The sequence below is a fragment of the Phyllobacterium sp. MT110 genome (assembly GCF_058792715.1).
Map to the genome: position 1 here is coordinate 320,743 of NZ_JBXAFE010000002.1, position 14,868 is coordinate 335,610.

Here is a 14,868-nt window from a genome sequence, read left to right on the forward strand (position 1 = left end):
TTTTTGTTGCGGCTGGCAAGCTTGTCGAACCCGGGATGGCAACTCCGCCAATGTAATTTCGCTCGGGCTCGCCATGGTTAATGCCCCCTTAACCATCCGCGCCGTAACGTGGGAATCGAATCTGCGGTTACTCACGACCGCCGTGCGTGCGTTTACTTAGGGCGAGATTTCATGCGTCAAGGATATTCAGCCTCCTATGCGATCGAAGAAAACCGGCACGGGTTGACGACCCTTTTCCGCAGACAGATCCAGATTGTCTGGGGATTGGCGCTGTTTTGTTTCGTTGCCTTTGCCATTGGCAGTCTTGCGACATGGAACGTGATCGATCCGAGCTTCAGCCACGCCACTTCCAATCCGGTTCGTAATGCCCTTGGCTATGCCGGCGCGGTCTTTGCCGACCTCGGCATGCAGTTCTTCGGCCTTTCGACGGTTGTCGCGCTCATGCCGGCCCTGTTCTGGGGTGGTCTGATGCTGACCGGCCGTGGCGTCGACCGTTTGCCGCGGCGGGCGATTGCCTGGTTCGGCGCATCGCTGATGGCGGCGGCCATTGCCGGCTGTTTCACCATTCCCGCAAGCTGGCCGATGCCCATCGGCCTGGGTGGTGTTTTTGGCGACATGGTTCTCAAAATCCCGGCGATCTTCACCGGAACATTTCCGCGCGGCGGTCTGGCCATGATCCTGGTCGCCGTTCTCGCTTTGCCGACGCTGTGGGTGTTCGGCTTTGCCTGCGGGCTGACCTATCGCGACAGCGAGCCGGTCGTCGCCAAGAAGTCCGGCCGTCATGTGGCGCAGGAAGAGGACTTTGACGACGAGGACGAGGATGACGAGGAAAGCGAAGGCGGCCGCTGGCTGGCGCTTGGCGCATTGACCCACTGGTTCCTCAGCATCAAGGCGCTCTTCCGCCGTCTGTTCGGGCGCAGCGCCGGGCTTTACAGCAGTGCGCGCAGTGCGGCGGCACGGCACAATGATGACGATCTCTTCGCCGATGCCCCTGTTGCGCGGCAGAACGGGGCACGCCGCGAGCCAGGTTTTTATGACGAAGCGCCACGCATTGAGGCGCCGTCAATCGACATCGGCAATGACGGTTTCGGACACGAACCCGATGACTACGATCCGATCGCTTTCAGCGAAGACGATGAGGTGGACGATTGGGCGCCGCAGGCAGCGCCCGCGCGCCCGACAGCAATACCCGGCGGCAAGGCGCGGATCGCCACGCCAGCCCCGGCACCCCGGACCGGCGCGCGCGTGCAGCGCGAAGCCCAGACATCCCTGATCAAATCCGACGAATTTGAAATGCCGCCGCTGCATTTCCTCAGCGAACCGAAGAACGTTGTCCGCAACCCAAGCCTTTCGAAGGAAGCGCTTGAGCAGAATGCACGGCTGCTGGAAGGCGTGCTTGAAGATTTTGGCGTCAGGGGTGAAATCATCCATGTGCGCCCGGGTCCCGTCGTAACGCTGTATGAGCTGGAACCGGCTCCGGGCATCAAGTCGTCACGTGTCATCACGCTGGCCGATGACATTGCCCGCTCGATGAGTGCCATTGCAGCGCGTGTTGCCGTCGTGCCGGGCCGCAATGCCATCGGTATCGAACTGCCGAACCAGACCCGCGAAATGGTCTTTCTGCGGGAATTGCTGGCCAGCCGGGATTTTGAGCAGACCAAGACCAAACTGGCGCTGGCGTTGGGCAAGACCATCAATGGCGAGGCGGTCATCGCCGATCTGGCGAAGATGCCGCATCTGCTCGTTGCAGGTACTACCGGCTCGGGTAAATCCGTTGCCATCAACACCATGATCCTGTCGCTGCTTTACCGCATGACCCCGGAACAGTGCCGCCTGATCATGATCGATCCGAAGATGCTGGAGCTGTCGATCTATGACGGCATTCCGCATCTGCTCACGCCCGTCGTGACCGATCCGAAGAAGGCCGTCGTAGCGCTGAAATGGACCGTCAAGGAGATGGAAGACCGCTACCGCAAGATGTCCAAGGTCGGCGTGCGCAACATCGACGGCTTCAACCAGCGGGTTGAACAGGCGCAGAAGAAGGGCGAGCGGATTGCCCGGACCGTGCAGACCGGCTTCGACCGGGCAACGGGCGAGGCGGTTTACGAGACGGAAGAACTCGATCTGCAGCCCATGCCTTACATCGTCGTGATCATCGACGAGATGGCCGATCTGATGATGGTCGCGGGCAAGGATATCGAAGGTGCGGTGCAGCGTCTGGCGCAAATGGCGCGTGCAGCCGGTATTCACGTGATCATGGCGACACAGCGTCCGTCGGTCGACGTCATTACCGGCACGATCAAGGCGAACTTTCCGACCCGCATTTCCTTCCAGGTCACATCCAAGATCGATTCGCGCACCATTCTGGGTGAGCAGGGCGGCGAACAGCTGCTCGGCATGGGCGACATGCTCTACATGGCGGGCGGCGGGCGTATCCAGCGCGTGCACGGACCGTTTGTCGGTGACGACGAAGTGGAAAAGATCGTCAATCATCTGAAACTGCAGGGCGTCCCCGAATATCTCGATGCGATCACGGAAGAGGACGACGAAGACGATATGGGCGGTGGCCCGGCCGGGACATCCAATCTGGAAGATTCGGATGATCCTTACGATCAGGCTGTTGCCGTGGTGCTGCGCGACAAGAAGGCGTCCACCAGTTATATCCAGCGCCGCCTCGGCATCGGTTACAACAGGGCGGCCTCGATCATCGAGCGCATGGAGCAGGAGGGCATCGTCGGCCCTGCCAACCATGCGGGCAAGCGCGACATTCTCGTGCCGACACAGGACGATGATTTTTAAGCGCCGTTACGTAGCATTTTCGCCTGCGCGTCCTGTAACGGGCGCAATGAATGACTACATAACGGCATGATCCAGCGTTACGTAACCGACGTGTATGCCGATGCGTCACGAATTTGAGGAACAAGTTGCGGTTTCCCGCCGTTTCTCGGCCATAGTCAGGTCAAACTGACCGGGTATACAGCAAGAGAATAAGACAGGAGACATAACACCATGACAACGACCAAAGCTTCGTTTCGCACGATTGGCACCTTTGCCCGGACATGTGCTGCGGCTTCCGTGGTTGGCATGGGGCTGCTTCTTGGCGCGACTGGCATTTCCGGACAGGCAAACGCTCAGGCGGCACCTGCCGCCATCAATGGCGCCCAGCAGATCGCCAACCAGTTTTCCAGCGTGAAGACGATGACCGGTGACTTTGTTCAGTTCGGTCCGCGCGGTGAGCAAACCGAAGGCACGTTCTATATCGAACGTCCAGGCAAGATTCGCTTCACCTACAACAAGCCATCGCCGATCCGTGTTATTTCCGACGGTGAATCCGTCGTGATCAACAACCGCAAGCTCGACACATGGGATCTCTATCCCCTGTCGAAGACACCGTTGAAGCTGCTCCTCGCCGACCAGATCGACCTGACCGGCGACCGGGTGAAATCCGTGAAGGAAGAGCCCGACATGACCACGATCGTCCTCGGCGACAAATCTGTCTTCGGCAACTCGACCATCAAGATGATGTTCGATCCGAAGACCTATGAGCTGCGCCAGTGGACGATCACCGATGCGCAGGGCCTTGATACGACGGTCATGATCACCAATGTCCGCAAGGACGTGAAGTTCGCCAAGGACATGTTCACAATCGACTACACGCGCATCGCCATGAAGCGCTGACCGCGTTCACCGTTCCCAGGGCCGCATCGTTGCACCAATCGCGTGTGGACGAGCGGCCTTTCGATTTTCAATCGCAGCAGAGATGGTCTAGTCTCGCGTCAATCCATTCTATCGCGAGATTCCTTCCCCATGCCTTTCTCCGTTGCCACCTGGAACATCAATTCCGTGCGCCTGCGTCTTGATCTGGTCCTGCAATTCCTGCGGGATCACCAGCCGGACGTTCTGTGTCTGCAGGAGACGAAATGTCCCGATGATCTCTTTCCGCGCGAGGCCTTCCATATGGCCGGCTATGAACATATCGAGATCAGCGGCCAGAAGGGATATCACGGCGTTGCCACGCTCTCACGCCGGCCGTTGTCGGAGCCGGCGCGGGTGGGTTTCTGCAACATTGCCGATTGCCGTCATCTGAGCACGATTGTCACGGCCGGATCGAAGCGGCTGCGCATCCATAATTTCTATGTGCCTGCGGGCGGTGACGAACCGGATCCGGTCATCAATCCGAAATTCGCGCACAAGCTCGGCTTTCTCGAAGAAATGAAGGCGATGAATGCCGTTTATGGTGATGGCCATGCCTCGTTGCTCGTGGGTGATCTGAACATTGCACCGCTCGAAACCGACGTGTGGTCGCACAAGCAACTGCTGAAAGTGGTCAGCCATACGCCGATCGAGACGGAAACCTTCGAGGCCCTGCGCAAGAACGGCGGCTGGAGCGATCTGATGCGCCATTACATTCCGCCGCACGAAAAGATCTATACGTGGTGGAGCTACCGCGCCGCTGATTGGGCTGCGGCTGATCGTGGTCGCCGTCTCGATCACATCTGGGGGTCACCGGATCTGGAAAATGATCTTGCCAGCATCACCGTCCTGCGCGAAGCGCGCGGCTGGGACCGTCCGTCCGATCACGTGCCGGTCATTGCCCGGTTCAATCTGGATTAAAGATTGCTTGGGCCGTTACTGGCTGCCGAACAGATGCTCATATCGGCTGATTGCCGCGATCATCTCGCTCAGATCTGCGGAAATCTGGGTATGGAGTGCGGCGGCAATTTCCGGGTACTCCTCAAGAATACGCCGGAACAGCGAGCGATTGAGCCGGATGACTTCGGTTTCCGTGTCCGCCATGGCGCTGGTGAGGCGCTTGGTCTGGGCAATGATCGCCATTTCGCCGAGAACCGCGCCTGGGCCCACACTCTTGAGCACGACACGCCCGGACTGGCCTTCGCGGAACAGCGAAATGGTTCCCCGATCGATCACATAGGCGCAGTCGGCGGACTGGCCTTCGCGGTAGAGCTCGCGGCCTTCCCTCAGGACGAGGCGTTCTGTCCCAAAGGCAAGCAGACGCAACTGGTCGCGGGTGAATGTCCCGAACAGTCCCACTGTTTCCAGAATGCGAATATCATCTTCAATTGCCATGTAAGAACAGACATATACCTAGATTGACCTGATCGGCATCAAGGAATGAGTTTGTATCCCCCGCTTTCGGTAACAAGTATGCTTGAATTCGACGGGTCGTGCTCGATTTTTTGTCGCAACCGGTAGACGTGGGTCTCCAGCGTGTGGGTCGTCACACCGGAATTGTAGCCCCAGACCTCTTCCAGCAGCACGTCACGGGTGATGACCTTGCCGCCGGCACGGTAAAGATACTTGATAATCGCGACTTCCTTTTCCGTCAGCCTGATCTTGCCGCCCTTGGCGTCGATCAGCATTTTCTGGCCGGGTTTGAAAGTGTACGGGCCGACAACGAAGGTCGCGTCCTCGCTCTGTTCGTGCTGGCGCAATTGCGCGCGGATGCGTGCCAGCAGCACGGCAAAGCGGAATGGCTTGGTGACATAGTCGTTGGCGCCTGATTCGAGGCCGAGGATCGTATCCGAATCAGTGTCGTGGCCCGTGAGCATGATCACGGGTGCCTTGAACCCGCCTTTGCGCAGAAGCTTGACCGCTTCCCGCCCGTCCATGTCGGGAAGGCCCACATCCATGATCAGGAGATCGACGACGCCGTTGCGCGCGGACTGGATACCCTTGGTCGCATTGTCTTCCTCGATGATCTGGAACTCTTCATAGAGGCTCAGCTGCTCGACCAGGATGGCGCGAAGATCAGTATCATCATCGACGATAAGAATGGTGCGTGCTGTCATATGGTTTCCCGCCCGTGCAAAGAAGTGGTTGGAATTTAAGTCGAATTGTTCCGGAAAGAAAGAGGACTGGCTTGATATTGCTTATGCGGCGCATCAGTCTGACATAAAAATGCTTTTTATGAGGCAAGTATGAGTCGCACTGCGTTGAAAATGATCGATGTTCGCCGCAAACCCGGCCACCGCAGCCGCGGGCAATTGATCGCTGGCCAGATGGTTTTGCATTGCGCCCTGGGAAAGGGCGGGATCACCGCCTTCAAACGCGAGGGCGACGGGGGAACGCCATTGGCGCGCATGCGGCTGCTCTATGGCTTCAAACGCCCCGACAAACGGGTGATCGCGCCGACTGGCCTCAACTTGCACGCATTGCGCCGCATCGACGGCTGGTGCGAGGTGGGTGATGACCGCAATTACAATCGCAAGGTACGCATTCCCTACGACGCCAGCCATGAAACCATGTGGCGCAAGGACGATCTCTATGACGTCTGCATCGTCATGGACTGGAACATCAGGCCAAGGCGGCGTTCCCGCGGCAGTGCCATCTTCTTTCATCTGGCGCGGCCCGGTTATACCCATACGGAAGGCTGCATCGCCCTGAACCGGCGGGATATGGACCGGTTGCTGCCATTTCTGTCACGAGAAACGGTTATCCGGGTCTTGCGCTAGAGCGCTGCTAGCGGCGGAATCGCCAGACAGTGGTGCGTTTCACTTCCGAATCTTCGAGAATGCGCGTGACCGGCACCGCATAGACCGCCAGTTCTTCCAGCAGGTTTTTCGGGAAATATGAGCGGCCGGGATCGCCGACAATCACGGTTGCCCCGCGCGCGGCGAGCGCGGTGAACCATGGGACGAGCCGGTCCGCCAGCGGCTTTTCATAGAAGACGTCGCCGGCCAGGACGACGTCCCAATCATGGTCCGTATCGATCAGGTCGTGAATGAGGGTTTCGACCGCGACGCGGTTGGCATCGGCATTGAGAAGGATGGCCGGGCGGGTAAAGGGGTCGATGTCGCAGGAGGTGACACGTGCCGCACCGGCCATTGCAGCGGCGATGCCGACAAGACCGGAACCGGAAGCGAAATCGAGAACGGTCCTGTTCTTCACCGTATCAGGATGATCGAGAACGTAACGTGCAACGCCCTGGCCGCCAGCCCAGGCAAATGCCCAGAACGGTGGCGGCAGGCCAATGGTCGCCAGTTCCTCCTCCGTCTTGTGCCAGAGATCATGGGCTTCATCGGCCAGATACAGATTTATCTCCGGCACATGTGGCGGCGCCTGCAGCGTGGTATTCGCCCGAACAAAGCGCCGGTAGCGTTCGCTGTTGGGATCAAGCGCCTGCTCATCCATGACGGGCGATCATTGGGGCGCGGGAACAAGCCCGGCCATACGGCAGACTTCCTCCCATTCGTCCGGAGTAACCGGCTGCACGGAAAGGCGCATCGAGGTGACGAGGGCCATTTTTTCCAGCTTGGGGTTTGCCTTGACGTCCTTGAGCGTCACCGGTTTCGGCACGTCCCTGACCGCACGGATGTCAACGCACTCCCAGCGGGGATCGTCCGTGGTCGAATCATGATGCACCAGCGCGCAGACCTCGACGATGCCGACGACTTCGAGACCTTCATTGGAATGGTAGAAGAAACCCTTATCGCCCAATTGCATGGCGCGCATATTGTTGCGCGCGAGATAGTTGCGCACGCCGGTCCATTCGGTACCCTTGGCGCCCGCTTCCTTCTGTTTCTCCCAGGACCATGCATCGGGTTCGGATTTGAAAAGCCAGAATGCCATGTTTGAACCTATTTGCTGTCTGGATTCTTGATAGCCCAATTCCATGGGCGGATATCGACCGATGCAAACAGACCAGCCTTCGCATAGGGGTCGTTTGCGGCGATTTCCCGGGCACCGGCGACATCAGAAGCTTCGATCACAACCAGACTGCCGTTGGGCTTGGAATCTTCCCCGAGGAAAGGCCCTGCGAATTTCAGGCGGTCGCCAAGGCCATTGAGATAGTCAAGATGCGCGGCGCGGGTATCGAGACGCACCTGCAGATGGCCGGGCTTGTCGTTGCAAAGTAGAGCGTAGAGCATTCGGTTTCTCCGATACGGACAATCAGATTTCTAATCTTCGTTTTTCAGTGGTCTTGCAAGCAGAGCTTCGACCGCCTCGTCAATGGTAATACTGCGGTCCAGAATGCGAGCAACCGCTTCGATGATGGGAGCTTCGATGGAGTGCCGGGCGACCAGCTCCGCGGCAATAGCCGCCGTCGCCACGCCTTCCGCCAGCGGCCTGCCGGTTAGGTCATCGCCCCGGCCGAGGGCCAGGCCGTAGGAATAGTTTCGTGACTGGGAGGTCGAACAGGAGAGCAGCAGATCGCCGAGGCCGGACAGGCCCATGATCGTCTCCGGCCGGGCACCCAGTGCATGACCCACCCGCCGCAATTCGACAAATCCGCGCGTGACAAGCGCCGCCTGCGCGCTGGCGCCAAAACCCCGGCCAATGGCCGCACCGGCGGCAATGGCAAGCACGTTTTTCAGGGAGCCGCCGATCTCGACGCCGACAAGGTCGTCCGTTGAGTAACAGCGAAATGTCGGACCCGAAAGGGCCAGCGCAATGCGGTCTGCCACGGCCTGACTTTCGGCAGCAACGGTTACGGCGGTTGGCAGGCCGCGGGCGACATCGCTGGCAAAGCTGGGCCCGGACAACGCCGCGATCAGTTGATCCGGGATGATTTCCCTGACCAGACTGGACATCAGCAGCCCGCGTTTGCGATCAATGCCCTTGGCGCAGATGATCAGCGGCACTGCCCTCGGGATCAGGGGCTTCAACTCCTCGAGAGCGCCCGCCATGGCCTGCGCCGGAATGACGCAAAGAATGAAATCGCTGCCCGAAAGAACGCTCGCTGCGTCTGTGCTGGCAGTCAATGGCGCTGGCAGGTCAATGCCCGGCAGGTAGGTTTCATTGCGGTGAAGCGTATTGATGGAATGAACGATGGCGGCGTCGCGGGCGTAAAGGCGCACATCATGTCCATTGTGCGCTGCCATGGCGCCAAGAGCCGTGCCCCAGGCACCTCCGCCGAGGACTGCAACGTGATGTCTGGAACTCATGCCTTGGCTCCCCGGCGCCCGGCACCGATCAGAGGAGCGGATTGCATGTCCAGCGGCCAGCGCGAACGCGGCGCGATATCGAGCGAATCAGCGGCCATATGCCCGGCCCGTTCCACCCCGGCCCAGGCGATCATCGCCGCATTGTCGGTGCACAGCGCCATAGGCGGCGCAATGAAGCGGAAGCCGTTGCCGGAGCACAGGTCCTGCAGGCAGGTCCGCAGGACCTTGTTGGCGGCAACACCACCGGCGACGACCAGCGCGGGTTCCTTCACATCAGGAAATCTGGCGCGGAAACGGGCAAGCGAGCGCGATACGCGGTCACTCAGCGTATCGGCAACGGCCGCCTGAAACGCGGCGCAGATATCGTTCACATCCGTCTGCGACAGCGGTTCCAGCGTGGTTGCCAGTTGGCGCACGGCCGTCTTCAGGCCGGAGAAGGAGAAGTCGAGCCGCTCCTCGCCCTTGAGCGGCCTTGGCAGGGAAAAGCGGCTGGAATCGCCGGATTGTGCCGCCTTTTCCACTTCGGGACCGCCGGGATAGGGCAAGCCAAGCAGTTTTGCTGTTTTGTCAAAGGCTTCGCCGAGGGCATCGTCGATGGTCGTGCCAAGCCGTTCATAATCGCCGAGGCCCTTGACCAGCACCATCTGGGTATGGCCGCCGGAAACAAGGAGAAGCAGATAGGGAAAATCGATCTGGTCGGTCAGACGGGGGGTCAGGGCATGACCTTCGAGATGATTGATGGCGTAAAACGGCTTTTGCGCGGCCATGGCAATGGCCTTGCCGGTCATGAGGCCGACGATCAGCCCGCCGATCAGGCCGGGACCAGCGGTTGCTGCCACCGCATCAACCTCATCCAGGGTCATGTGGGCCTCATGCAGCGCCTGTCCGATCAGCCGGTCGAGCACTTCCACATGGGCACGCGCGGCAATCTCCGGCACGACGCCGCCATAGGGCGCATGGTCGTCAATCTGGCTCAGAACCACGTTGGAGAGAATCCGTCCGTGACCGTTGTGATCGCGCTCAACGACCGCAGCAGCCGTTTCGTCACAGCTTGTTTCTATGCCCAAAACCCGCATCGATGACCCTGACATCCTTCGCCGCATTGCCCGTTGCACAAAAGCCCGTTAGTTAGGGCCGGATAATTCAAACTCGCGTAACACGGACTGCGACTAATGCAAACAAAAACGCTCAAGATCGGTACACGTGGGAGTGCGCTTGCACTCGCACAAGCCCGTGAGACGTGTGATCGGCTGGTTAAAGCCCATGGCCTGCGCGAAGACGACATCGAGATCGTGGTGATTTCGACCAGCGGCGACCGGATTCAGGATCGTCCGCTGTCGGAGGTTGGCGGCAAGGGGCTGTTCACCCTTGAAATCGAAGAGCAGCTGGCGGATGGCCGCATTGATCTGGCCGTGCATTCGTCCAAGGATATGCCGACTTTCCTGCCAGAGGGGCTGCATCTCTCGGTTTTTCTGGAGCGCGAAGATCCGCGCGATGCCTTCATCGGCCGTACCGTGAAAACGCTGGCGGAATTGCCTTTGGGCGCGGTTGTCGGCTCCGCCTCGCTGCGGCGCCAGGCCTTGATTCTCAAATCGCGGCCGGATCTGAAGGTTGTGAACTTTCGCGGCAATGTGGAAACGCGCCTGCGCAAGCTGGCCGATGGTGATGTGGATGCCACTTTCCTGGCCTATGCGGGTTTGCGCCGCCTTGGTCTTGGCGATGTGGCGACCGCCCTGATGGACGTGGCAAGCTTTCCACCAGCACCCGGACAGGGGGCGATCACGCTGGAAACCCGAATCGGCGATGCGCGAATTGACGCGCTGGTCGCGCCGCTCAATCATTTTGCAACCTCGACGGCGCTGGCCTGTGAACGCGCGTTCCTCGGTACACTCGATGGTTCCTGCCGCACACCCATCGCCGGTCTTGCGACGATTTCCGGCAACACCCTGAGCTTCCACGGCATGATCCTGCTGCCGGATGGTTCGGAAGCGCATGAAGTGACCGGCGAGGGCGATGTGGCGGATGCAGCCGCCATCGGGCGGGATGCGGCTGCCCGCGTCAGGGCAAAGGCTGGAGCGCATTTCTTTACGGATTGGCTCTGATGGAAAAAACTGTTCTGGTTACACGGCCCCTGCCAGCTGCGACCAGAACCGCCGACCGGCTGCGCGTGCAGGGCTATGTACCCATGCTGCTGCCGCTCACGGAAATTGTTCCCCTGAACCCGGCCGTGCCTGAAGGCACGTTCAATGCGTTTGTCGCGACAAGCGCCAATGCGCTGGTCCACGCGAGCGAAGCGTTGCTTGCGCCGTATCTCCAATTGCCCTGTTTCACCGTGGGTGAGGCAACCGCGGATGCGGCACGTGCCCGCGGCTTTGAGACGGTGACAACGGGCGATGGCGATGGAGAATCGCTGGCGGAAACGATCATTGAAGAGCTGTGTTCAAATGACTCCCTGCTTTATCTGACTGGTCAGGTGAGGTCGCCGGGCTTTGAGCGCGCCGTGGCGAAAGCAGGGTTCCGTTGCGCTACCATATCGGTCTACGACACAATTTCAGTCAGTTATACAACTGAGTTTCTGAGCAAAACGCTCGGCTCAAGAAATATTGATTGCTGTCTGCTGTATTCGCGCATGAGTGCAGGCGTCCTGTCAACTCTAGCCGAAGCCGCCGGATTGACGCATCTCTTTGATAATACGCTCTTTTTATGCCTGTCTCAGCGTATTGCCGATGATCTCAAGGGCTTCAACAAACCGTCGGTCAGGATCGCCCGCAGGCCGGATGAAGGCGCACTGTTTGACCTCCTGGAAGAGATGCAGGACGATAGGTGAATGGCATTCGTCGCTGCATGACGTTTCCGAAGCGGAACTTCCCTGCTAGCTTGGGGTTTCAGTCAACCCAATTGTTCTGAAGAGAGTGTCCATGGCCAAATCATCCGTTCCCCGTCATTCCAAGTCAGCCCGGAAGCCTGTGACGATAGAACTGGAGCCATCGGATATTGTGAAAAGTGCCCCGGCCGGTGCGAATGTGCCACCGCCGGAGCCGGTCGGCTTCAGCCCGAAGACGGATGCCAAGCCACAGCCGCGGAAAGACGAGCCGGTAGAAGCGGCTTCCACAGCCAGCGCTGAAAAGGTGAAGGCAGAAGAGACATTGCAACAGGGCACGTCGTTCGGCCGGTCGCCATCTGGCGAAGCGTCAACACCAGCGGCTCCTGCATCTGCGGCCGTGCCGCCCAAGACGGGTGATCCGCTTGGACGTTTGACGGCCGGACTCATCGGCGGCGTGGTGGCCTTGCTTGGTGCGGCCGCGCTGCAATGGGCTGGCATATTGCCATCGCCCAAAGCCGACCTTTCAACTGTGGAGCAACAGATTGCCGAATTGCGCACCGCCGCTCCGGCGAAGCCCAGTCTCGATGAAGGTGCACAGGTTGCATTGAACGGCGCCGTGGAAAATGCCAAGCAGGCCCTGGGTCAAGTGTCTGGCATTGCCGCCGACGTAAAAGCCCTGAAGCAAAATCTGGCGGATGCCCAAACTAAGGCCGCAGGCACAGGTGGTTCTGTTGACACCAGTGCTATCGATGCGCGTATCGCATCGCTCGAAACGCAACTGACCGCCAGTCAGCAGAAGGCAGAGCAAGCCGCCGGCGCACTCGCGGGGGAGGCACAGACATCAGCAGCCTTGCAAACGCGGCTCAATGCGCTGGAAACCAGGGTGCAGGACAATGCCGGCCAGAACACCATGGCACTGGCTATCGCCGCTACCGGCCTGAAGTCGGCGATTGACCGGGGCGGGCCTTTTGCGGCGGAACTCGACACATATCTTGCTGTCGCGCCGGCCTCGGCTGACGCCGAGGGGTTGCGTAATGCCGCTTCGGCTGGTGTTCCGACCGTCAGCATGCTGGCGAGCCAGTTCGGCGACGTGGCAACAAAAATCATTGCGACGACGCGAACGGTTGATCCCAATGCGGGTATTGTCGACCGGCTATGGGCAAGCGCCAGCGCGCTGGTGGAATCGCGCCCTGTGGGCCTTGTCGAGGGTGAAGGCGTTGCTGCCATCACCGCGCGCATAGAGGCGTATCTCAATGGCGGTGATCTGCCTGCGGCCATTGCCGAATGGGACAAGCTGCCCGAATCGGCCAAAGCCGTCTCGACCGATTTCGCCAATGCAATGCGCGCCCGTCAGAAGGCAGGCGAGATCGTTTCCAAGGCGCTCTCCAATGCATTGACCGGCATGAAGACGCCGGCGACGGCGCAGTAAGGGAAGATGACCATGATCAAAGTTCTGTCCTTCCTTGTCGTCGTTCTGGTGCTGGGGTTTGGTTTTGCATGGCTCGCCGACCGGCCCGGCGATCTCGTCGTCACCTTTGCCGGGATGCAGCACAAGGTCAGCCTCATGGTGGCCGCGTCCGCCATCGTGGCGCTTGTAGCCGCTGTCATGCTGGTCTGGTGGATCATCAAGAGCGTTATTGGCTCGCCTTATGCCCTGCGCCGCCATTTCCGGGCCCGCAAGCGTGATCGCGGCTATCAATCCCTGTCCACCGGTCTGATTGCAGCGGGTGCGGGGGACGGGCAAACGGCCCGGCGCATGATCAAACAGGCAGAAAAACTCCTTAACGTCGATCAGGAGCCGCTGATCAAGCTTCTGGACGCGCAGGCTGCCATGCTGGAAGGCCGTTCGGACGATGCCAGGGCAAAATTCCAGGCGATGCTGGATGACCCGGAGACCAAGCTGCTCGGCCTGCGCGGGCTTTATCTCGAAGCGCAACGCCTTGGTGCGCGGGATGCGTCGCTGCAATATGCCGAACAAGCAGCGCTTCTGGCACCCAACGTCGAATGGGCCTCTACGGCGGCCCTTGGCCAAAAAACCGCCCATGGCGATTGGGATGGTGCGCTGGAATTGCTGGAGAGCCAGAAAGCCACCAAGCAGATCGACAAGGATACGGCAAAGCGGGAACGTGCCGTTCTTCTGACCGCCAAGGCGCTCGACACGTTCGAAAGTGATCCGGTCGGATCGAAACCCATTGCCATCGAGGCGAACAAGCTTGCGCCCGATCTGATCCCGGCCGCCATTATCGCAGCAAAAGTGCTGTTCCAGCAGGCCGATCTGCGCAAGGGTTCGAAAATTCTGGAGCATGTGTGGAAGAAGCAGCCACACCCGGAAGTGGCGGAAACCTACGTGCATGCGCGCCTGGGAGATTCCGTGTTCGATCGTCTGAAACGCGCCCGCCATCTGGCTTCGCTCTATCCGCACCATGCGGAATCGAACCTCGCCATAGCCCATGCGGCGCTGGCCGCCGGCGAGTTGAAGGAAGCGCGCGAGGCCGCCGAGACCGTGTTGCGCACGGCGCCGCGCGAAAGTGCCTATCTGCTGCTGGCCGATATCGAAGAGGCGCAGACGGGCGATCAGGGCCGCGTGCGCCAGTGGCTGTCACGGGCCGTCAAAGCGCCCCGCGATCCCGCCTGGACCGCTGACGGCTACGTTTCGGAGCGCTGGGCTCCCGCTTCGCCGGTCACCGGCAAGCTGAATGCGTTCGAGTGGAAGGTTCCCGTTGAGCAATTGGGAACGGTAGTCGATGCACGCGATGATTTTGACAGCGCGCTGGCAGCCAAACCCGTCCAGTCTCCGCCCGGGCGCGAGGCCGCAGAGCCATTGATCCCGGCGAAGTCCGTGGTGGTATCTGCCGAAAAACCGGCGGCACGTGTCGTTGAAGCGGATGCCGATATTGTGGACGCGGAAATTGTACCCGTAGAGCCTGCGGTGAAGCCCGTGGCGGCAAAACCGGAAGAGCCGCATGCCCATGAACGCATTGCGTCCGTCCTGCCGTCTTTGACGGAAACGGCGCCTGCTGCTATGCAGCGTGAGGAAGAAAAACTGGTCATTCCGGTGCCGGATGACCCGGGTGTGCTGGCTGAAGACGAGGAAGACCGGCCCAACAAGAAGTTCCGTCTTTTCTAGAGCTTTTTCCG

General features: G+C 60.0%; 15 protein-coding genes. 8 read left to right on the forward strand and 7 right to left on the reverse strand.

The genetic code is table 11. The features are described 5' to 3' along the window. Positions 1–171: 171 nt before the first annotated feature. The 3 genes from AC1Q5O_RS13140 (at position 172) to AC1Q5O_RS13150 (ending at position 4,614) form a co-directional block, all read left to right on the forward strand. Entirely contained in the window at positions 172–2,799 is a 2,628-nt protein-coding gene (locus AC1Q5O_RS13140) for a DNA translocase FtsK (protein WP_492563517.1), read from the forward strand. 210 nt (positions 2,800–3,009) lie between these two features. Continuing rightward, a complete protein-coding gene (locus AC1Q5O_RS13145; RefSeq protein WP_464661831.1) occupies positions 3,010–3,678 on the forward strand; it encodes an outer membrane lipoprotein carrier protein LolA in 669 nt (222 codons plus the stop codon). A 129-nt stretch (positions 3,679–3,807) separates the two neighbouring features. Then, positions 3,808–4,614 carry an exodeoxyribonuclease III gene (locus AC1Q5O_RS13150; RefSeq protein WP_403180097.1) on the forward strand — a complete coding sequence of 269 codons (807 nt, stop codon included), beginning with the start codon at positions 3,808–3,810 and terminating at the stop codon, positions 4,612–4,614. 15 nt (positions 4,615–4,629) lie between these two features. Here the strand turns inward: AC1Q5O_RS13150 and AC1Q5O_RS13155 are convergent, their stop codons facing one another. Both AC1Q5O_RS13155 and AC1Q5O_RS13160 read right to left on the reverse strand, forming a co-directional pair. Continuing rightward, entirely contained in the window at positions 4,630–5,088 is a 459-nt protein-coding gene (locus AC1Q5O_RS13155) for a cyclic nucleotide-binding domain-containing protein (RefSeq protein ID WP_464661827.1), read from the reverse strand. Positions 5,089–5,126: 38 nt separating this feature from the next. Further along, positions 5,127–5,810, reverse strand: coding sequence for a response regulator transcription factor (locus AC1Q5O_RS13160; RefSeq protein ID WP_091879514.1), 684 nt, complete (start codon positions 5,808–5,810; stop codon positions 5,127–5,129). Between the two features lie 129 nt (positions 5,811–5,939). On the opposite strand from AC1Q5O_RS13160, the gene AC1Q5O_RS13165 reads away from it, so the two are divergent. After that, on the forward strand, positions 5,940–6,473 hold the full coding sequence (locus AC1Q5O_RS13165; protein WP_492563518.1) for a L,D-transpeptidase family protein: 534 nt from the start codon (positions 5,940–5,942) through the stop codon (positions 6,471–6,473). Positions 6,474–6,480: 7 nt separating this feature from the next. Here AC1Q5O_RS13165 and AC1Q5O_RS13170 read toward each other — a convergent pair whose 3' ends face one another. From AC1Q5O_RS13170 to tsaD, 5 genes are read right to left on the reverse strand one after another with little or no spacing between them, the layout of a single operon-like run. Further along, positions 6,481–7,152: a class I SAM-dependent methyltransferase gene (locus tag AC1Q5O_RS13170; protein WP_492563519.1), complete on the reverse strand. Its 672-nt coding sequence runs from the start codon at positions 7,150–7,152 to the stop codon at positions 6,481–6,483. 9 nt (positions 7,153–7,161) lie between these two features. Next, positions 7,162–7,590: an EVE domain-containing protein gene (locus AC1Q5O_RS13175; RefSeq protein ID WP_105734242.1), complete on the reverse strand. Its 429-nt coding sequence runs from the start codon at positions 7,588–7,590 to the stop codon at positions 7,162–7,164. 8 nt (positions 7,591–7,598) lie between these two features. After that, on the reverse strand, positions 7,599–7,889 hold the full coding sequence (locus tag AC1Q5O_RS13180; RefSeq protein ID WP_223613856.1) for a YciI-like protein: 291 nt from the start codon (positions 7,887–7,889) through the stop codon (positions 7,599–7,601). Positions 7,890–7,919: 30 nt separating this feature from the next. Beyond that, complete coding sequence (locus AC1Q5O_RS13185; RefSeq protein ID WP_492563522.1) at positions 7,920–8,906, reverse strand: NAD(P)H-dependent glycerol-3-phosphate dehydrogenase; 987 nt, start codon at positions 8,904–8,906, stop codon at positions 7,920–7,922. Beyond that, positions 8,903–9,982 (reverse strand): tRNA (adenosine(37)-N6)-threonylcarbamoyltransferase complex transferase subunit TsaD, encoded by a 1,080-nt coding sequence (gene tsaD / locus AC1Q5O_RS13190; RefSeq protein ID WP_492563523.1) that lies wholly within the window; start codon positions 9,980–9,982, stop codon positions 8,903–8,905. The genes AC1Q5O_RS13185 and tsaD overlap by 4 nt, the downstream gene beginning before the upstream one ends. 96 nt (positions 9,983–10,078) lie before the next feature. On the opposite strand from tsaD, the gene hemC reads away from it, so the two are divergent. The 4 genes from hemC (at position 10,079) to AC1Q5O_RS13210 (ending at position 14,857) form a co-directional block, all read left to right on the forward strand. Next, positions 10,079–11,008: a hydroxymethylbilane synthase gene (gene hemC / locus AC1Q5O_RS13195; RefSeq protein WP_492563524.1), complete on the forward strand. Its 930-nt coding sequence runs from the start codon at positions 10,079–10,081 to the stop codon at positions 11,006–11,008. Then, on the forward strand, positions 11,008–11,733 hold the full coding sequence (locus AC1Q5O_RS13200) for a uroporphyrinogen-III synthase (protein ID WP_492563526.1): 726 nt from the start codon (positions 11,008–11,010) through the stop codon (positions 11,731–11,733). Before hemC ends, AC1Q5O_RS13200 begins: the two co-directional genes overlap by 1 nt. Positions 11,734–11,824: 91 nt before the next feature. Beyond that, positions 11,825–13,159 carry a COG4223 family protein gene (locus AC1Q5O_RS13205; protein ID WP_492563528.1) on the forward strand — a complete coding sequence of 445 codons (1,335 nt, stop codon included), beginning with the start codon at positions 11,825–11,827 and terminating at the stop codon, positions 13,157–13,159. Positions 13,160–13,165: 6 nt separating this feature from the next. After that, on the forward strand, positions 13,166–14,857 hold the full coding sequence (locus tag AC1Q5O_RS13210; protein ID WP_492563530.1) for a heme biosynthesis protein HemY: 1,692 nt from the start codon (positions 13,166–13,168) through the stop codon (positions 14,855–14,857). Positions 14,858–14,868 lie beyond the last annotated feature (11 nt).